Genomic DNA, 17953 nt, shown 5'->3' with positions numbered 1-17953 from the left:
AGCATTCAAACTCCCGTTCACCCCTACGGGTGATCGATGCGGCCCGCCGCCTCGGCCACGCGCCGCCGCCGCACCCAGAACGCCAGCGGCGCGGTGGCGACCGCCGCGAGAGCTCCCGGCCCCTTGAACGTGGCCGGCACCGGCAGCGTCGCCCAACGGTTCATCGGCCAGGCGACCACGAACGCCCGCCCCACCACATTCTTGACCGGAACAAAACCGTCACCAGCGCGCTGCTGCTGGTGGTACCGCGAGTCCTGCGAACCGTTGCGGTGGTCCCCCATGACCCACAACATCCCCTGCGGCACCTTCACCGTTCCCACCGGATCGTCCCCGCACGGCGTCGCCCCGGGGAAGATGTACGGCTCGTCCAACGCCACCCCGTTCACCTTCACCGGGCCGCCGGCGTTGCACTCCACGGTGTCGCCTCCCACCGCGATCACCCGCTTGATCAGATCCTTCTCATCGGCCGACGGCATCAGCCCGATGAAGCTCAACACCCGCTGCGTCTGCCGCTCCACGGCATTCTGATGCTTCACCGGCTGGTCCTTCAGCCAGTCCCCCGGGTCGTGGAACACCACGACCTCTCCCCGCTCGGGCTCGGCCCCGAACCACGGCGTCAGCTTGTCGACGAGCACCCGGTCACCAATCTGCAGGGTGTCTTCCATCGACCCCGAGGGAATCGAGAACGCCTGAACGAAGAACGTCTTGATCCCCAGCGCCAGCACCAGCGCCACCCCAACCAACAGAGGCCACTCCACCCAGGCAGGCCGCTTCCGCCGCACGCTCCGCACTCGCGCCCCCGCCACGCCTGTCCTGGCCACCATCGAGCCCCGTCCTCCCGCAGTGCCCACCCGTCGCCTGCCTAACGAAGGGGAGTTCCCCTACGGGCTGTTCACCCCCTACACCACGATGCCCTCGCGCACCGACCGTATGAACTCCGTCCAGGCACCGGCGGAGAAGCGAAGCACGGGCCCGCCGGGATCCTTGGAGTCCCTTACGGCGGCGCCGCCGTCATCCAGGAAGGCGGCCTCGACGCATTCTGTACCGCTGCCACCGCTGTAAGAGGACTTGAACCAGGTCGTGCCGGCCAAGCCGTGGACCTGAGAGGCCATCAAAGCTCCTTGCGAATCCGCTTGAGCTCCGCAGCCGTGGCTGAGATGTCCAGCGCCTGGGCGCGGAGGTAGTCAATCGCCAACCTATACCGCTCCAACTCCGCTGGCTTCTCCTGGAAGAGGGCACCGGTCAGGACGTCGATGTAGACGACATCGAGCGTTGGATCCGCCCCGCGGATCAGGGCGAAGCTGCCAAGCGCGGCAGCATGGGCCCCGGAGGAGAAGGGCAGGAGCTGCAAGGTGATGTGCGGAGATCCGGCGCAAAGAACAAGCCGGTCCAGTTGCTCCCTCATGACCTCGGGGCTCCCGACGACCCGCCTCACTACGGCCTCATCGAGCACGGCCCAGATGTGCGGCGGAGCCGGCCTGGCCAAAATCTCCTGACGCTTCATGCGGATGTCCACCATGCGCTCGACGGACTCTGGGGACTCCCTCATCTCGGAAGCGTGGTGCACGGCAGTGGCGTAGCGGCGGGTCTGGAGAAGCCCGGGTACGTAAACCCCGGCGTAGTGATCCTCCCCGAGCGCCTCTTCTTCCAGTGTCAGGAGGAGGTTCATGCCTTCGGGAACGGCATCCGAGATCGAGTGCCACCAGCCCTGCAGCTTGGCATCCTTGGCGAGGCTGACCATGGCCTTCCGCTCAGCATCGGAGGCTCCGTACTCGCGGCATAGCGCGTCAACGACAAGCCATTTGACCGGTCCTTCCTTGGTCTCGTAGCGGCTCACCGTTGCTTTGGACACCCCGACGAGCCTCCCAGCCTCCTCCAAGGTCAGGCCCTTGCGGTTCCGCATGCTGAGGAGAGTCGCCCCGAGTTGGCGCCGCCGCGTGGTCGGCCCGGTGTTCATTCCTGCTGCCCGCCTTCCTGGTGCTGATGTGCAGCTCATCATGGCCTGGTGTAGTCAATTCGTGGGGTTTCTCCATGAGAAGTTTCACAGTGCGCCCATGGGCGCCATACTCAGCGTGACGTGCCACGGGCCACAACCGCACGTGCCCGTCGACTCAACTCGCCGAACAGCAGCGGAGGGGCGGCTCTCATGTACCAATTCCGTGACCCCCGGGGTGTGGCTCCCCGGCAACGATGCGTGGTTCCGTTTGAGGCTGAGCCCAGAGAGGTCGCGGGCTTGCGCCTGGTCATGCAGAACCAGCTGCGTCTGTGGGGAACCTCGGAGCTCACTGAGCAGGCGGAAGTCGTCGTCACTGAACTTGCCACTAACGTCATCAAACACGTTGGCGAAGGCAGCCCGGCCGCCCTATGCCTGGAGACTCGCGATGGGGTGCTCCAGATCGAGATGCACGACACGAGCGCGGAACTCCCCGCCTGCCGGCTAGCAGGCCCGGATGACGAAGGGGGCCGCGGTCTCGCCCTGATCGCGGCCCTCACGGACAGTTGGTTCGCGAGGGCCACCGCAGGCGGCAAGGTCGTGCACTGCCAACTGGCGCTTTCCGAGGCAGGTTCTGCACGTCAGCTCAGGCGCAGCATTTCGGACATTTCCTCCTGTGCTGACGGCGAGGAGGCCAGGCCAGCGCTCGCGGATACCGCATCGGCCGCGAAGGAAGCGGTATCCGTCCTCATTGCCAACCTCCTCTGGTGGCTGGCGCCCTTCGGTGCTGACACCGACGACATCCTCGACCGTGCCAGGTCACACTTCGAGGCTGAGAGAGCGTGAACGAAAAACCGCCGTGACCCAGGTACCGGGCCGTCAGCCGACTGCTGCCCGAAGCAGAGCGCCGGCATCGGCTGCCAAGCCCGTCTCATGGAGCGCCGACGCGAAGCGCAGCACCTCATCTAGTGATCTATCTCGGCCGTAGATCGAGACCAGGGCATCTGCGAGTGCGTGCTGCTCGCGGTCATGCAGGAGTGCGAGCGCTGCCGCGCTTTCTGTGGGTGTGAGCACCCCGGGGGCGTCTCTCAGAAGTTCCGCTACTTCCGTAGCCTCTCCCCGGGTTTGGAGCCTGATGACCAGGGCGGCCAGCTGCTGTGCCGCAACGGCCTCCAACGCACTCCGCTGCCGGTCCCCCTGTTGCCGGGGGACCGGCAGCGGTGCGGGTCGCGAGAGGGACGCGCTCGCGATGCTCGCCTGCAAGCCGGCCTGCAGGTCGCGCAGCTGCTTGTCTTTGGTGTCGATCGTGCGACGTAGCGTGGCGCAGGTGGGGCAGCGAGAACGTTCTGCCTCGTGGTGGAGTTTGCGCAGATTTTCCAGGGAGATCGCGACGCGATCGGCCCCGGCGTCCTCGCTCGCCCTGTTATGGAGCAGGTCAATGAAGGTCTGTGGCGGTCGGCGCCGACCATTGAGGTACCGCGAGATGGTGCTCTCGTCCGCAGGGAGGCCGACAGCCACCTCCTTGAGCGTCGTGGGCCGCGCGAGCTGCTGGTAGAGGGTGACGAGCGCTTCCGCTAGTGCCCGCCGCCCCGGCGGAAGGCTGCTGTCGATCCTTCTGCCCACTTGTCCCCGTGGCGGCATGCCCTGATCTCCTCCAAGTTCCGGTCACTCAGGCCAATTGTGCGCGCAGAGGGTCTTGCCAACGCCGGCGCAAGATGATTTTTCTGCCATCTTCCGGTGCGGACCGGGCCACTATTACGAAGAGACAGCCGCTGAGCTGCATGGGGCCGGTGGGACACGCGCTGAATCTGACGAAGTGTGAGGGACGCGCAATGGAGGCATCGAATCTGCCGTCGTGGCAGGACCAGAAGGCCGGGGGCAAGGCACGGGCTGCTCTCTGGCTGGCTACGGAGGTGGGGGAGGGGCATGTCTTCACCAAGGCCCAGCTGCGCAAGGCCTTTCCGGACGTTGCGCAGATTGACCGGCGGGTACGAGAACTCCGGGACTACGGCTGGCGGATTGATACCAGCAGGGATGACCCCGCGCTGAAGCAGATGGAACAGCGGTATGTCAGCGAGGGCGCAAAGGTATGGCTTCCCGGCCAGGCGAAGGTCGCCAAGAGTAAGGGCAGCCTTACATCCGCTCAGCGGCACAAGGTCTGGCAGGCCGACAACTATCTCTGCCGGACCTGCGGCATCGGCGTGGGCGAATCCTACGGTGATGATATTGAACTGTCCAAGCTGAATGTTGCCCGCCGGAAGGTACTGCAGCCCGACGGGACGGTTGAGGTGCAGTTCGTCACCGAGTGCAAGCGGTGCGGGGCTGGCAGCGGTGACCGGAACGTCGACCTCGGTGCGCTGCTCGGCAGGGTAGAGGCGCTCGCACCGATAGAGCGGAAGATTCTGGCGAGCTGGATCGAAGCCGATCTCCGGACGACGAGTGCGTTGGAGAAACTGTGGGGGATCTTCCGCACGCTTCCTGAGGAGTCCCGGGCCTCCGTAGCCCGGGCCGTGACCGGTATGGATGTATAGGAGAGGAATGACATGGAGATGTTGAGGGAGTTTCCGCCGCCACCGCGCGCAGCTGAGTTCAGCGAGCTGATCAGCAAGAGGCTGGAAGAGGTGAAGACATCGGGCGGCACGCGGGAGACGGTGACGGTTGACTGGAGTGAACAGCGGGTGACCGTAGAGGTGATCGACCTTCCCCTTGAGGGCCTCTACTTCAATCCCGGCACACATCGAGTCCGTGCGCAGCGCAGCCACGACCCCGTGCGTGAGGCGGCCCTCGACAGGGATTCGTGGAGTGTTGAGAGCCAGAGATACCTGAAGTATCTGCTGCAGGCTGAGCCGGCGAACCCAGACCGCAGAGATCCAGATTTCGACAAACTCAAGGAGAGCCTGGCCCAGTTCGGGCAGAACGACCCGGGGCTGGTCACCCACTACGGCGTGCTCGTCAACGGCAACACACGAGCCGCCGCGCTGCGGGAGATCGGCGCTCAGTCGATGCGGGTGGGAGTGCTGCCGGAGTCCTTCACCTGGGCAGACATCAACGCGGTCGAGCTGTCGCTGCAGCTAAGGAAGGACCATCGGAGGGACTACTCCTACATCAACCGGCTGTTGGCCATGGAGGAGCAGGCATCGCTGGGCAGGACGCCTGAGGCTATCGCCAAGGATTTCAGGATTCGCACATCCACGTATCACCAGGAACGATGGATTCTCGGCACGATCCGGGATCTGATCGACCGCAGCAAGAGCGGGGGGTCCGTTGCGCTGCGGCTGGTCGATTTCGAAGACGACCAGGAGAAATTCAAGGAATTGCATCGCCTGTACGTGAAAATTGCGGCGACTGACCGTGACCAGGCAGAGGTACTCAAGGAGATGCGGCTGTCCGCGATTCTCCTGGGGTTCGCAAAGACAGACGTCCGGCACATTGATGAGAGTTTCCTGGCGAAAAACTACCTGGAAGGGACGCTGCCGGCGAGTCTGAAGGCCGGCGGCGCCGGCACAGACCTAGAGGCTGTAGCTGTGCCGGGACTCGGCGCGTCGATGCCGGGTCCGTCCTCTGCTGTTGCGGCCGCCCGTGCGCTCAGTGATCAGATCCTGCGAGCCAAGGCCGCTGTGGGTAGTAAAGAGCCAGACCTGCTCGACGGCGGGCAGCACCCCGCGCAGGAGCTCCTCAGTGACGCACGAACGTCGTTCGACAGGGCGATCGACGATGCCGGCCGGGACGCACGCGTGCGCAAGCGCCAGCAACTGGCCCCGGCGCGGCTCGCAGACGCTTGCGCAGACATCGATCAGTGCCTGGTCGATCTCGTCCAGGCACGCTCGACGAGAAGCCTGGACGAGGAGGCTTTCGACGAGGCACTGCTGAAGCTGCGGCAAAGCCTGCGGAAGCTCGCCCAGCAGGCCGGACGCGGTATGCCGCATCCGGGCGATGGTGTGTCCTGGTTGCTGACTACCGTGGAAGGCTCTTGATGACGGCGATCGCTGCCGAAACCTCTCTGCACCTCGATTTCGATGAGACGCGTACCAAGGTCGTTCTCACGACCGTCGAGAAACACCGGGAGGATCTTGTCCGCCTGGCTGCCCGCTTCCGCACGGGCGGCCAGCTTGCCCCGCTGGCGGTATCGGTAGAACTTGACGATCTGCTTGCCAGTCTGGACGCGATAGGAACCTGGCCGCACCACGTTGGCGTGGAATGGGCAACGGAACTCAGGGAGCTGGTCCTCGGGGTTCTACAGGACGCCGAGGTGGTCAGGAAGCGGCTTGACGCTCCCGATCAGCCAGGAGAGATCACCCCTGACGAGGTCCTCGGTCTGCTGGGGGAACGCTGGGAGGCAGACCTTGGCGGATTCCAACGACGCGATATCGCGAAACTGTTGTCTCTGCAGCATGGAGCCAACTTCAGCGTCCCTGGTGCCGGTAAAACACGTGCGGCACTCGCGGTGTACGCCGCAGAGAAAGTTCAGGGGAAAGTCGGCAGGCTACTGGTTGTCTGTCCCAAATCGGCTTACGAATCATGGCAGTTTGAAACCGCCGTGTGCTTCAGCTATCCGCTGCGCACGGGCTTCCTCGACCGGCGGCTGGATCCGTGGGCGGAGGTTCTGATTGTCAACTATGAGCGACTGGACCGTTCGCTCGCCGTGCTCGCGGGCTGGCTGAAGGCGGGCCCCTCAATGATCATCCTGGACGAGGCGCACCGGATGAAGCTCGGGGCGCGAGGGACCTACGGGGCCGCCTGCATGGCGCTCGGTCCTCTTGCCCGGCGGAGGCTGATCCTCACGGGGACACCAGCCCCCAACGGAACCAAGGACCTGGAGAACCTGCTGGGCTTCGTATGGCCAGGTCAGGGCCAGAGATCCGTCGTGCAGGCAGTGGCCGGCGGGGACCTGGCACATGCCAGTACTGTTCTGCGCCCGCTGTTCACCCGGACGACGAAACAAGAGCTGGGTCTGCCGCCGATGTATTTGCGTATGCGCTATGTCGAAATGCCCGATCTGCACCGGGAGATCTACGATTCACTGGTCGGCGGCCTGAGTAACGGAGCCGCGCGCGACGATCTGAGTTCACTGGGCAAGAGCGCGCTGCGATTGCTGATGGCAGCGACGAGCCCGGCTCTGCTGCTGGCGGGGGCCGACCGCTACGAGCCTCTGGCCTACCAGCTGCCGCCGCTTGAGGTTCCCGAGTCTGGCTCGCTGTATGCGCTGATGCAGAAACTTCCCGACTACGAACTGTCGCCGAAGTACAAGGAAACCGCGGTAATCGTCGCCGCTAATGCGGAAAAGGGACGCAAGACTCTCGTCTGGACTACATTTGTCCGCAGTCTGACCACGCTTGCCAGCTTGCTGGACAAGTATCAGCCCGCAGTTGTGTACGGCGGAACCCCTGACCGGGACGAACAGCTCAGACGCTTCCGCGAGGATCCGAACTGCATGGTGCTGATTTCCAACCCGGCGACGCTGGGTGAGGGCATCAGCCTCCACCAGGTATGCCATGACGCCGTGTACGTGGACCGGGACTTCATGGCGGGCCGCTTCCTGCAGAGCCTCGATCGCATCCACCGCCTCGGGCTCGATCCCGGCACAGACACCAGGGTCACCGTGCTCGCTGTCCGCGGCACAATCGATGAAGTGGTGCAGGTCCGGCTGGACAAGAAGGTCGATTTCATGGGCAAGATCCTTGACGACCCCGCTGTACAGCAGCTCGCCGATCTTCAGGAGGAACCTGCCGTGGCGGCTGGCCTGGACTCCACTGACATCGCGGCACTGCTTCGTCACCTACAGAACTAGGTTCCTCACGGGCGGACACTGGCTCCGGCACCCCGGCCTGGCCAGCGTCTGGCACGGCTGCGAGACTCCTGAGGCAAGAGACAGCAACGCACTGCTCTCTCTGGGACACTTGAGCAAAATGTCTCGCGTCAAACCAAGAGGAGTGCCGATGGGTGCCAGCAGCCGAGATGGCCGGCAGCTGACTTCGGTCGAGATCTGCGCAGGGGCAGGAGGCCAGGCCGTTGGGCTGCACAAGGCCGGTTACAGGCATCTGGCGCTCGTCGAGTACGACACTCATGCGGTCGCGACGCTGCGCGAGAATGTGAAGAATTGGCCTGAATGGGGCAGAGCCAAAGCAGACAGACTTGTTCCTGCTGATGTCAGAGAGTTCCGGAATTCCGATACATTTACCGAACTGGCACTGCCTCCCGGGGAACTCGACTTGCTTGCTGGTGGCGTTCCGTGCCCGCCTTTCTCGCTGGCGGGACGGCAGCTTGGCGAAAATGATGAGCGCGATCTATTTCCTGAAATGCTCAAGCTTGTTGATGCGCTGCGCCCGAAGTCCGTGCTTATCGAGAATGTCAGAGGAATTCTTGCGCCACGGGAAACATTTGCTTCTTATCGCAAGAAGATTCTTGATGAACTATGGCATCTCGGCTATGACGTAGCCGAGGAAGGCCCAGGCCTTTCCAGGACATGGCGAATTCTCGAGGCCCGAGATTATGGTGTTCCACAATTGCGGCCGAGGGCTATCCTGGTAGCTATTCGCAGGGACGTTCTGGGCGGCAGGAAATTCGTGTGGCCGACACGGAAAAAGGGTGCGATCGTCAGCGTCGCTGATGCGTTGCGTGAAACGATGTGGCAGAGATGCGAACCGCACGGCGACAGGGGCAGGAAAGTCTTCCTCGACTGGCTGAACCAGGCGGAAGCTGCCAAGCGGAGCGACAGTGGCGGTGTGGCTCCGACGCTAGTGGGTGGATCAAGAAAACACGGCGGAGCTGACCTGGGGCCGACGCGGGCCAAGAAGGCCTGGGGTCTGCTCGGCGTGGATGGTATGGGGATTGCCAATGACCCCGATCGGTGCGACAAGGACCGTGACCTATTCCGGCCGCGCGGACCAATGCTGACTGTTGAGCAGGCGGCAATTATTCAGGGTTTTCCTGCATCCTGGAATTTCCAAGGCGGTAAAACCGCGCAGTACCGACAGGTAGGGAACGCCTTTCCTCCGCCCGTCGCCGAGGCTATCGGTCGGGCAATTGCCTCAATCTTGATCCCAGAGCGGAGCTCTGATCTGCTCAAGGGCCTCGTGATGGAGGATGCAGGGCTCGGTGCTGGAGATTCGGGATTCATCCAGTCGCAGATTCCAGAGTCAGCCTTTGCCGAGGTCAATTCGTCGCGCAATGACCGTCGCGATAATCTTGTCGGCGCAGACCGCTGAGGATTCGTGCTCCCAGAAGCGGAGCACGGTCCATTTGGCGTCGGCGAGCTGCCGGTCCGTGTCGCGGTCGCGAGCTATGTTGCCTGCCACTTTGCCGGACCAGTACCCGGAATTTGTCCTCGGTGGTACGTAATGTTCAGGACATCCGTGCCAGTAGCAGCCGTCGACAAAGACGGCTACGCGTGCGGGACGAAAGACCAAGTCCGCGGTCCTGCGGAGGTTGGTCAATGGCCTTGCGTCTACGCGGTAGCGGAGTCCATGTGCGTGCACCAGGCGCCGAATGGCTCTCTCAGGTTTTGTGTCGCGGCTCCGGATCGCCTGCATGTTCCGACGTCGCGCCTCCGAGGAAGCCCATGAGCCCTCGGGAGGAGTCCAGTTCTGGGACATGGCACCTTGTCTTCTGCCTGGTTTGCTGGTAGTTCGGCCGGAGAGAACGTTACTGGGAGGGTAGGGAGACAGTTCCGATCCGTCAATCGGCGTGGTCCGCGACAATGGGATCTCTTGGGCCAGCGGATCCTTCGGTACGGCGGAGACAGAACACTCTCCCTCTAGGGCCGGTTGGCACGCAATACGGTCTTTGTGCCAAAGCCGCGCTGGCCCGTGTGGTGCAGGCCGACTCATTTTCCGCCGCTGTCCGTCCGCCTTCTTGCGGCGTTGTCGATCATTCCTTGGGGGCGTGCTCGGGGGAGCCGTGCCAAAAGCAACCGTCGAGGAAGACAGCGACCCCTGGCTCTGCTGAAGACGATGTCGACGGTTCGGCACGGCATCCCCGGAACTGGAGCGTTCACGCAGTACCGATGCCCGGAAGCGTGCAGGAGACGGCGTACCAGTTCGGGGGCGGTGTCACGCCGCCCTTGCCTGCTCATAAGGGCCGAGACGCCTGGGGAGGAAGGAGTGGCGGGCACCAGGGCATTGTGCCGGAGCGGCAAGCATGTCGGGGTCGGGTGCCAGAAGTGGGTTGATCAAGCGGGGCTCGGGTACGGGCGCAGTTCGCTGGTGTCGATGAGCCAGGGGCCGAGGGTGACCGGCTCGCCGAAGGCGTAGTCGTGTCGGGCTCGGTAGCGGGGGCCTTCGGGGCTGGGGCCGGGGTCGGAGAAGACGGCGATGGTGCCCTTGCGGGGGTCTACGAGCAGGTAGAGCTCGATGCCCATGGCCGAATAGTCCGCGACTTTCTCGACGTAATCGTTGGAGTGGTTCGAGGGTGAGAAAACTTCGGTGACCAGGGCGACGTCGCGGGGATGGAAGGGATCCATCGTGTCTTCGGCGAAGGTGGCGAGCGGGACGACGATCACGTCCGGGCGTCGCAGTTTGCCGAGGGAAGCATCCTCGACCTCGCCGCCGGTGTGCGCGACGAGGGCGGCATCGAGTTGCTGGTCGAGCTGCTGGCGGATCCGCAGCGCGATGAATTCGTGGGGCCTGGACCGGGAAACCGCGATGACGATCTGGTCGCCGCTGATCTCAAAGCCGCGCACTGTGTCGGGAGTGTGCTTGGCGAGGTCCTCGGCGACGGCACGGATCCGGGTGTAATCCATGCCTTCATTCTCCTACGCGGTGCCCGGCCTGCCGCAGTGTTCGCTGTACGGGGCGGGGGCGCCGCACCAGCAAGGAGTGTTGCGGGGTGGGGGCCAGGGGGTGGCGTGGCCGCGGGCGGCCAGGGAGGTGGCGTAGGCCGCGGGGAGGGACGGGGTGGCCGGCGGGAGGGTCTGGGTGCGGGCGTAGGCCTCGTACGTGGGGAGGGTGGCGGTGACGACGCCGAGGAACGGGGCGCCCGTCGCCGAGAGCGCGTGGAGGGCCTGTTCGACGCTGCGCAGGTGCTCGGGGTAGCTGCCGTAGTCGGCGGCGAAGACGGGGTACCGGGTGAGCAGCGCGATGAGTTCGGCCTCGGGCCAGTACAGGACCGCCAGCGGGTAGGGGCGGGACAGGGCGGCCCGGTGGTCGGCGAGTTCGGTGCGGAGGCGTTCGATCTCGCGGCGGACCTCGGCGGGGTCGTCGGAGCCCAGGGACCAGAGGCGTTTGGGGTCGTGCAGCTCGTCGAGGGGGACCGGGGCGCTGTGGACGTAGTCGGCGAGGTGGTCGCGGTCGTCGTGGGACTCGCCGAGGAGCCGGCGGACGCGGTGCCGGGTGATGAGGATCCTGCGGGCCTCGTAGGTGACCTCGTCGGGGGTGAGGAAGTGGTCGGTGGCGTCCTCGAACCAGGCGGCGGCGGCCGGCAGGTCGTCGTGGACCTCGAAGGTCTCGCCGATGATCTGCCACGGCGGCAGGCTCGCCGGGGCCTGCGCGCGGACGGTGACGGCGAGCTCGCGGGCCTGCTGCTCGGCGCCGGTGTCCCACAGGGCGGCGGCCTTGAGCGCCTGGACGAGCGCGGGGTCCGAGACGGGGTCCGAGGCGGGGTCGAGAAGTGCGTCGTAGAGGGGCAGGGCCTCGGCCGGGCGCTCGGCGAGGATCCACTGCGCGGCGGCGGCGAGAAGCAGCTCCTCGCGGTCGTCGGGTTGCTCGGGGACTTTCCGCAGGAGCCGCTCGGCTTCGGCGGCATATTCGCGCTGCTCGGACATGGTTGGACGCTACTGCGATGTGCCGTCGCAGGCCAGGGTGCGGGTGGGGCGCGGGCCGGGCGCAGGGAAGCGTCGGGTGGGTCAGATGTTCTGACCGCCGTACGGGGGCGGTTGCTGGCCGTAGGGCTGGGGGCGGAGGGGCTGCGGCCCGGGGGACGAGGGTCCGAAGGGCTGGGGCCCGGGTTGCTGCGGGCCGTAGGGCTGCTGTCCGTAGTGCTGGCCGTACTGGCGTTGCGGATACGGCCCGTACGGCGGTTGCTGCCGCTGGCCCCACGCCGGCGGCACCGCCGGGCGGGTCGCCCAGGCGGCGTGGGTGAGGGCGGGCTGGGCGACGTCCTTGCGCTGCCAGAGGTGGTGGAGGAGCTCCTGCTCGCGGGCCACGAAGTGCGGCCCGGCGGTGCCGCGGGCGGCGGCGGCGCGGAGGAAGGCGAGATGGGTCGCGAAGGCGATGTACTCGCGGACGGTGCGGGCCGCCGCGTCGCCGTGCGCGCGGCGGGCGGCGGCACGGGCCACGCTGCGGGCCTTCATCGAGGCGAGCGCGACGGGTTCCGGCGGGGTCAGCCAGCCGGCCATCGCGTAGACCGGCAGCTGGGCGCGGATCAGCCCCAGCTCCTTCGACCTCGACCAGATGGCGAGCCACACCACGAGCGCGAACACCGGGATCATGATCGCGCCGTACATCGCCAGGAAGCCGAGCGGGGCGAGGGACGCCGAGCTGTTCCAGACGCCGTGCAGGAGCATCGCGAGCAGCCAGCCGCCGATCGGGGCGAGCCAGCGCCAGGGGCGGCCGGGCCGGGTCATGGCGGCGATGGCGAAGCCGGTGCCGGTCATCGCGGTGAAGAGCGGATGCGCGAACGGCGTCATCACGACCCGGACGAAGAAGGTCGCCGCGGTGGAGGACTGCAGGCCGGAGGAGCCGTAGGCCTGGTCCTCACCGAAGGCCGAGCCCAGGTACAGGATGTTCTCGGTGAAGGCGAAGCCGGTCGCGGTGAGGCCGGCCACCACGATGCCGTCGACGATGCTCTCGAAATGCCGGCGCCGGAAGAGGAACAGCAGCAGGATCGCGGCGCCCTTGGCCGTCTCCTCGACGAGCGGGGCGACGAAGGTCGCGCCCCAGGTGTCGGTCTGGGACGGGCTCGCGGTGAAGGTCGTCGCGAGGAGCTCGGTGGCGTACTCGTTCGCCAGTATCGCCACCAGGGTCGCGGCGCACGCGCCCCAGGCGAAGGCGAAGACCAGGTTCTTCCACGGACTCGGCTCGACCCGGTCGAGCCAGATGAACGCCCAGATCAGCACCGGCACCGGCAGGATCGACAGGGCGAGGCCGACGAAGAACCCCTCCGTCCCTATCTGCTGCCGCACCAGCGCGAGGATGATCACGCCGCACAGCGCGAGCAGGGTGAAGAGGGCTCCGGCGCGTACCGCCTTGCTCTCCCAGAAGGCGCGGCGCGGCTTGTAGTGCCACTGTTCCGGAGCGGTCGGGACGGTGGTGAACTCGGGCGCCTTCTGAGCGTGCTCTGGGTACTCGGGGACCGGGTGGTTCGAGGAGTCGGGCGAATGCGAGTACGAGGACACCAGTCGACAGTACGGGGGGATGGAGGGTGTGCGCGATGCCCTTCCCCATACGTCTTCGGCTGCGGCCGGAATCGACCGTTCCGGATTCCGCTTAGGCCGGGGGCGCCTCCCAGCGGCAGCAGGGGGCAAGGCTTAGCGGCGAGTGAACAGCAGGTCGTGGACGATGTGGTCCTTGGCCAGTCCCTGGCGCTCGAACTTGGTCATGGGACGGAAATCGGGGCGCGGGGCGTAGCCGTCGCCGTACTGGTTGGTGAAGTCCGGGCTGCCGGAAAGCACCTCCAGCATCTGTTCCGCATACGGCTCCCAGTCGGTCGCGCAGTGCAGCGTCGCGCCGGGGCGGAGGAGCGGCGCCACCAGGGCCAGGAACTCGGGCTGGATCATCCGGCGCTTGTGGTGCTTGGCCTTGGGCCACGGGTCCGGGAAGTAGATCCGCAGACCCGAGAGGGACTCGGGCGGGAGCATGTCGCGGAGCAGCACGATCGCGTCGCCGTTGGCGACCCGGACGTTCGTCAGGCCGTACTGGTCGGCCAGATTGAGCAGATTACCCTGGCCGGGGGTGTGCACGTCGACGGCCAGAATGCCGGTGGCCGGGTCGTCGGCGGCCATCCGCGCGGTGGCGTCACCCATCCCGAAACCGATCTCCAGGACGATGGGCAGGCCCGGGTCCCCGAAGAGCTTGGCCAGGTCGAGGGGGGAGCCGTCGAGCTCCACGCCCCACTCCGCCCAGTGCCGCTCCAGCGCGCCGGCCTGCGCGTCGGTCACCCGGCCGCGGCGGGCGTGGAACGTCCGGATGCGGTGCTCCTCACGCGAGCCCGCCGGGTCCGGAGCCGGACCGTCGGGGAACTTCGCGGGCCGGGCGGCGGGGCGGCCGGCGGAACGCTCGGAGGCCGGTGCTGCGGCCGGGGCCGGGGCCGCGGGCTCAGCGGCCGTTGCCGGTATGGCCACGACGACGGGCTCGGCGTGCGCGGCAGGAACCAGGGACTCGGCCGCGGGGGTGCTGGGGGGCGTGGGTGAACTAGACACGATGGGCCCAATTCTACGGGCGGGTGGAAGCACCCCCGCCCGGCCGGCGGCGGGGCCGGTCGTCAGCCCCCGGCCCGGCCCCTCCGCCCGCGAGCCCGGACCCGGCTACGCCGTCTGCAGGGTGGCCAGTGCCGACAGGGCCCGGCGGGCCACTTCGCGCCCGATCGGGAGGGACGCCGTCGCGGCCGGCGAGGGCGCGTTGAGGACGTGGACGAAGGGGCCGGAGCCGCCGAACAGGAAGTCGTCGACGAGGGTGCCGTCACGGAGCACCGCCTGGGCGCGGACGCCGGCGGGCGCCGCTATCAGGTCGGACGGGCGGAGCGCGGGCAGCAGGCGCTGCGCGGCGGCGGTGAAGGCGCGTTTGGACAGCGAGCGGTGGATCTCGCCGATCTCGTACCGCCAGTGGCGGCGGGCGATCCGCCACGTGCCGGGGTAGCCGGCGACCTCCGCCATGTCCCGGGCGCGGAACGTGCGGCGGTGGTAGCCCTCGCGGGCCATCGCCGGGACCGCGTTGGGGCCGAGGTGCACCCCGCCGTGCACGTCCCGGGTGAGGTGGACGCCGAGGAAGGGGAAGGCCGGGTCGGGGACCGGGTAGACCAGGCCGCGGACCAGGTCGGTACGGGACGGCTTCAGCTCGTAGTACTCGCCGCGGAAGGGGACGATGCGCATCCCGGGCTCGTCGCCCGCGAGGCGGGCCACGCGGTCGCAGTGCAGGCCCGCGCAGTTCACGAGGGTCTTCGTACGGATCTCGCCGGTGGTGGACTCGACGACGATCCCGGCGCCGTCCGGCCCGGAGCCGCGGGTGCGGGTGATCGAGCGGACCTCGGCGCCGTACTGGATCCTGGCGCCCGCGTCGATGGCGAGCCGGGCCATGGTCGCGGCCACCGCGCCGTAGTCGCAGATGCCGGTGGAGCCGACGTGGATGGCGGCCAGGCCGGCCGCCTGCGGTTCGTACTCCTGGATCTGGGCGGGGCCCAGCTCGCGCACCGAGATGCCGTGCTCCCGGCCGCGCTGGACCAGAGCATGCAGCCGGGGCAGCTCGTCCCGCTCCGTCGCGACGATGAGCTTGCCGGTGATCTCGTGCGCGATGTCGTGCTCCGCGCAGAACTTCGCCATCTCGGCGGAGCCCTGGAGGGCGTAGCGCGCCTTGAGCGACCCCGGGGGGTAGTAGATCCCGCTGTGGATCACTCCGCTGTTGCGGCCGGTCTGGTGCCGGGCCGGGCCGGGCTCCTTCTCCAGGACCGTCACCCGCGTGCCCGGTGCCGCACGGGTCAGCGCGTAGGCCGTGGACAGGCCGACGATGCCCGCCCCGATGACGACGACATCGTTCACATCATCGGCGTACGGTCCCATGCCACCTCCCCGGCTCCGCGCTTCTGACCGGACGGCCAGTCGCCCCCATCATGGGCCCCCATCATGAGTCCCCTTCATGAAGCCCCCGCCATGACGCCATGAAGTCCTCGACCTGAAGACATCCCCATCATGAACTGGCCCACTGACAATCGTCGCAAACCCTTGCGGGGCAAGGTGTGCGACCCGTGGACGCAGTCCGTGGACCGCACAGGCGGTCCACGGGCGGCTCACGGGTTCGTGAGTTCCCGAACTCACGACGTCTACTGCTACAGCTACAGCTACAGCTACAGCTACAGCTACGGCTACAGCTACGACCAGGGCGACAACATCGGTTACGGCTTCGGTTGTGCCTAGGGCGGCATCACGCCGGCGCCGCCAGCAGCGGCCTGGCCCGTTCCCGCAGCTCGACGACCCGCGGTTCGTTGCCGTACGGCTCCAGCCGGTGCAGCAGATCACGGACGTACTCCGTGGTGCGCGCGGACGAGATGCGGCCGGCGACCTCGACCGCCTTGGTCCCCGCGGCGCAGGCGGCGTCCAGGTTCCCCGACTCGAGTTCGGCGACGGCGGACACGACGAGGCGCAGTCCGTGCGAGCGGACGTACTCCTCCGTGGGCCGGGCCAGCGCCTGTTCGGTGAACCGCTGCACCTGGCGGGGTACCCGCAGGTCGCGGTAGCACTCGGCGGCGTCGGCGGCGAGCCGGTCGTAGGAGTAGAAGCCGAGCCAGGCGGGATCGGCGTCGCCGTCCCGGGAGCGCTCCAGCCAGGACTCGGCCGCCGCGAGGGACGTGGCGCACGCGGCGGCTTCGCCGGCCTTGGCGTGGGCGCGGGCCTCGACGAGCTGGAAGAAGCTCATCGTGCGGGCGGTGGCCAGACCGCGGTTGCGTTCCAGGGCGGCCTGCGCGAGGTCGACGCCCTCGTCGGCGAAGTTCCGGTACGTGGCCTGCAGGGACATCGACGCCAGGACGTAGCCGCCCAGGGGGACGTCGGCCGCCGCGCGGGCCAGCCGCAGGGCCTGGATGTAGTAGCGCTGCGCGGCCTCCTGCTGGCCGGTGTCGAAGGCCATCCAGCCGGCGAGCCGGGTGAGTTCCGCGGTGGCACCGAAGAGCGAGCGGCCGACCTCGTCGCTGTACGAGCCGAGCAGCAGCGGTGCCGCCTCGACCCGCAGGCATTCGGGGACCATGCCGGAGCGCCAGTCGCCGCCGCCGTACTTCGAGTCCCAGCGGCGGGCGTCGTCCGCGGCCTCGCGCAGCTTCGCCACGTCCGAGTGCCCGACGTGGGCGGTGCCGGGCGCGGCGGCGTCGCGCGCGACCAGGGCGTCGGCGGGGGTGATCAGCCAGCGCGAGGCGGGGGTCACGTACGCGCTGACGGCGAAGGAGCCCGCCAGGCTCTGCCAGATGCCGGCACCGCCGGGGCCGCGGCGGCCGGCCAGGTCGAGCCGCCACAGGTCGGTGGCGGACTTCACCGCCTCGCCGACGTCGCGCGGGAAGGCGAGCCCGACCTCGGGCGCCGGATCGGCGTCCGCGAGCCCGATCTCGTGCAGCGGGACGGGACGGCCGAGCTTGCTGCCTATGGCCGCGGCGATGAGGTGCGGTGCGGCGCCCTGCGGCACCATGCCCTTGCTGACCCAGCGGGCCACCGAGGTCTTGTCGTAGCGGAGGGTCAGGCCCCGTTGCGCGCCCAGGTCGTTGACCCGGCGGGCGAGGCCCGCGTTACTGATGGCGGCCAGGGCGAGAAGGGTGCCGAGCTTTTCGTTCGGCCCGCGATGTTCCTTGTTCACTGCGGTTCACCTCGCGATGCCGCTGGGGGCAGGCCGGACGGCCTGGTTGTCTCTCGGGGGGTCGGTGCAGACGGGAGCCCGGGTGAGAACCCGGTTCGGTACTCGGTCCGGTCCCGGGTTCGGTACTCGGTCCGGTCCCCGGTTGGGTACTCGTTTCGGTCCCCGGTTCGGCACCCAGATAGGGGACCGAGGGGGGATGCGGGCGAGAACTCGGGCGAGAACGGGGGGCGGCGGAAGCTGCCTCCCGGGAGAGCACAGCATGGCCACTCCTCGTCGGACGCACCGGCCGTACCGGGCGCACCGGGCGCGACGGCCGTTCCCGGCGAGCCGGTCGGGCCGGACGGGCGGGTCGCTCTGATCGGGCCGGATGAGCCTGGGGCATCGGATGAGCCGGAAATGCCAGGTGCACCGGATGAGCCGGGTGGGCGAAGTGCACCGGGTGGGCCGGGCGAGCCGGAAGGGCCCGGTGGTCCTGAGGCATCGGGTAAGCCGGGGGTATCGGCGGGGCCGGGGACGCCGGCCGGGCCGGGGATGCCGG

At 67.6% G+C, this 17953-nt stretch carries 16 protein-coding genes and 1 pseudogene; 5 read left to right on the top strand and 12 right to left on the bottom strand.

Annotation, left to right across the window (positions count from 1 at the left end; all coding sequences use genetic code 11):
- Positions 1 to 23: 23 nt before the first annotated feature.
- The 3 genes from lepB to C8250_RS21010 form a co-directional block, all read right to left on the bottom strand.
- Complete coding sequence (gene lepB / locus C8250_RS21020) at positions 24 to 824, bottom strand: signal peptidase I (RefSeq protein ID WP_138355792.1); 801 nt, start codon at positions 822 to 824, stop codon at positions 24 to 26.
- A gap of 75 nt (positions 825 to 899) precedes the next feature.
- Positions 900 to 1112, bottom strand: coding sequence for a DUF397 domain-containing protein (locus C8250_RS21015; protein WP_138355791.1), 213 nt, complete (start codon positions 1110 to 1112; stop codon positions 900 to 902).
- A complete protein-coding gene (locus C8250_RS21010; protein WP_138355790.1) occupies positions 1112 to 1957 on the bottom strand; it encodes a helix-turn-helix transcriptional regulator in 846 nt (281 codons plus the stop codon). The genes C8250_RS21015 and C8250_RS21010 overlap by 1 nt, the downstream gene beginning before the upstream one ends.
- Before the next feature lie 189 nt (positions 1958 to 2146).
- Here C8250_RS21010 and C8250_RS21005 point away from each other — a divergent pair, with 189 nt between their 5' ends.
- Positions 2147 to 2779 (top strand): ATP-binding protein, encoded by a 633-nt coding sequence (locus C8250_RS21005; RefSeq protein WP_138355789.1) that lies wholly within the window; start codon positions 2147 to 2149, stop codon positions 2777 to 2779.
- 33 nt (positions 2780 to 2812) lie between these two features.
- Here the strand turns inward: C8250_RS21005 and C8250_RS21000 are convergent, their stop codons facing one another.
- Positions 2813 to 3574, bottom strand: coding sequence for a hypothetical protein (locus C8250_RS21000; RefSeq protein ID WP_138355788.1), 762 nt, complete (start codon positions 3572 to 3574; stop codon positions 2813 to 2815).
- A gap of 191 nt (positions 3575 to 3765) precedes the next feature.
- Between C8250_RS21000 and C8250_RS20995 the strand changes: the two genes are divergently transcribed.
- The 4 genes from C8250_RS20995 (at position 3766) to dcm (ending at position 9138) form a co-directional block, all read left to right on the top strand.
- On the top strand, positions 3766 to 4464 hold the full coding sequence (locus tag C8250_RS20995; protein WP_138355787.1) for a hypothetical protein: 699 nt from the start codon (positions 3766 to 3768) through the stop codon (positions 4462 to 4464).
- 12 nt (positions 4465 to 4476) lie between these two features.
- Positions 4477 to 5907 (top strand): hypothetical protein, encoded by a 1431-nt coding sequence (locus tag C8250_RS20990; RefSeq protein WP_306665060.1) that lies wholly within the window; start codon positions 4477 to 4479, stop codon positions 5905 to 5907.
- On the top strand, positions 5907 to 7721 hold the full coding sequence (locus C8250_RS20985) for a DEAD/DEAH box helicase (protein ID WP_138355786.1): 1815 nt from the start codon (positions 5907 to 5909) through the stop codon (positions 7719 to 7721). The genes C8250_RS20990 and C8250_RS20985 overlap by 1 nt, the downstream gene beginning before the upstream one ends.
- Before the next feature lie 148 nt (positions 7722 to 7869).
- Positions 7870 to 9138, top strand: coding sequence for a DNA (cytosine-5-)-methyltransferase (gene dcm / locus C8250_RS20980; RefSeq protein ID WP_244809252.1), 1269 nt, complete (start codon positions 7870 to 7872; stop codon positions 9136 to 9138).
- On the opposite strand, the gene C8250_RS20975 is transcribed toward dcm, so the two are convergent.
- The 8 genes and pseudogenes from C8250_RS20975 to C8250_RS20945 form a co-directional block, all read right to left on the bottom strand.
- On the bottom strand, positions 9070 to 9525 hold the full coding sequence (locus C8250_RS20975; protein WP_138355784.1) for a very short patch repair endonuclease: 456 nt from the start codon (positions 9523 to 9525) through the stop codon (positions 9070 to 9072). The two genes, dcm and C8250_RS20975, sit on opposite strands and share 69 nt — an antisense overlap.
- 286 nt (positions 9526 to 9811) lie before the next feature.
- Positions 9812 to 10004, bottom strand: a pseudogene (locus C8250_RS43590) (very short patch repair endonuclease); the annotation flags it as partial.
- 96 nt (positions 10005 to 10100) lie between these two features.
- Positions 10101 to 10670: a Uma2 family endonuclease gene (locus C8250_RS20970; protein ID WP_138355783.1), complete on the bottom strand. Its 570-nt coding sequence runs from the start codon at positions 10668 to 10670 to the stop codon at positions 10101 to 10103.
- Positions 10671 to 10682: 12 nt separating this feature from the next.
- Entirely contained in the window at positions 10683 to 11690 is a 1008-nt protein-coding gene (locus C8250_RS20965) for a hypothetical protein (protein WP_138355782.1), read from the bottom strand.
- An 81-nt stretch (positions 11691 to 11771) separates the two neighbouring features.
- The gene (locus C8250_RS20960) at positions 11772 to 13262 is read right to left on the bottom strand and encodes a PrsW family intramembrane metalloprotease (RefSeq protein WP_138355781.1); all 1491 of its coding nucleotides are present in this window, start codon (positions 13260 to 13262) and stop codon (positions 11772 to 11774) included.
- A gap of 132 nt (positions 13263 to 13394) precedes the next feature.
- Positions 13395 to 14285, bottom strand: a complete 891-nt coding sequence (gene trmB / locus C8250_RS20955; protein WP_244809250.1) for a tRNA (guanosine(46)-N7)-methyltransferase TrmB — start codon at positions 14283 to 14285, stop codon at positions 13395 to 13397.
- A gap of 105 nt (positions 14286 to 14390) precedes the next feature.
- Positions 14391 to 15638 (bottom strand): L-2-hydroxyglutarate oxidase, encoded by a 1248-nt coding sequence (gene lhgO / locus C8250_RS20950; protein WP_138355780.1) that lies wholly within the window; start codon positions 15636 to 15638, stop codon positions 14391 to 14393.
- Positions 15639 to 15999: 361 nt separating this feature from the next.
- On the bottom strand, positions 16000 to 17415 hold the full coding sequence (locus C8250_RS20945; RefSeq protein WP_138355779.1) for an MFS transporter: 1416 nt from the start codon (positions 17413 to 17415) through the stop codon (positions 16000 to 16002).
- Positions 17416 to 17953: the final 538 nt, after the last annotated feature.

The organism is Streptomyces sp. So13.3, assembly GCF_005860785.2.
GTDB classification, from domain to species: Bacteria; Actinomycetota; Actinomycetes; order Streptomycetales; family Streptomycetaceae; genus Actinacidiphila; species Actinacidiphila fildesensis.
The sequence above is the reverse complement of the archived record's forward strand: the minus strand, read 5'-3'. Positions and strand labels throughout refer to the sequence as shown.

Excerpts from the sequence above, each read along its gene's own strand:
- lepB (WP_138355792.1), bottom strand. The coding sequence starts at position 824 with ATGGTGGCCAGGACAGGCGTGGCGGGGGCGCGAGTGCGGAGCGTGCGG.
- C8250_RS21015 (WP_138355791.1), bottom strand. The coding sequence starts at position 1,112 with ATGGCCTCTCAGGTCCACGGCTTGGCCGGCACGACCTGGTTCAAGTCC.
- C8250_RS21010 (WP_138355790.1), bottom strand. The coding sequence starts at position 1,957 with ATGAACACCGGGCCGACCACGCGGCGGCGCCAACTCGGGGCGACTCTC.
- C8250_RS21005 (WP_138355789.1), top strand. The coding sequence starts at position 2,147 with ATGTACCAATTCCGTGACCCCCGGGGTGTGGCTCCCCGGCAACGATGC.
- C8250_RS21000 (WP_138355788.1), bottom strand. The coding sequence starts at position 3,574 with ATGCCGCCACGGGGACAAGTGGGCAGAAGGATCGACAGCAGCCTTCCG.
- C8250_RS20995 (WP_138355787.1), top strand. The coding sequence starts at position 3,766 with ATGGAGGCATCGAATCTGCCGTCGTGGCAGGACCAGAAGGCCGGGGGC.
- C8250_RS20990 (WP_306665060.1), top strand. The coding sequence starts at position 4,477 with ATGGAGATGTTGAGGGAGTTTCCGCCGCCACCGCGCGCAGCTGAGTTC.
- C8250_RS20985 (WP_138355786.1), top strand. The coding sequence starts at position 5,907 with ATGACGGCGATCGCTGCCGAAACCTCTCTGCACCTCGATTTCGATGAG.
- dcm (WP_244809252.1), top strand. The coding sequence starts at position 7,870 with ATGGGTGCCAGCAGCCGAGATGGCCGGCAGCTGACTTCGGTCGAGATC.
- C8250_RS20975 (WP_138355784.1), bottom strand. The coding sequence starts at position 9,525 with ATGTCCCAGAACTGGACTCCTCCCGAGGGCTCATGGGCTTCCTCGGAG.
- C8250_RS20970 (WP_138355783.1), bottom strand. The coding sequence starts at position 10,670 with ATGGATTACACCCGGATCCGTGCCGTCGCCGAGGACCTCGCCAAGCAC.
- C8250_RS20965 (WP_138355782.1), bottom strand. The coding sequence starts at position 11,690 with ATGTCCGAGCAGCGCGAATATGCCGCCGAAGCCGAGCGGCTCCTGCGG.
- lhgO (WP_138355780.1), bottom strand. The coding sequence starts at position 15,638 with ATGGGACCGTACGCCGATGATGTGAACGATGTCGTCGTCATCGGGGCG.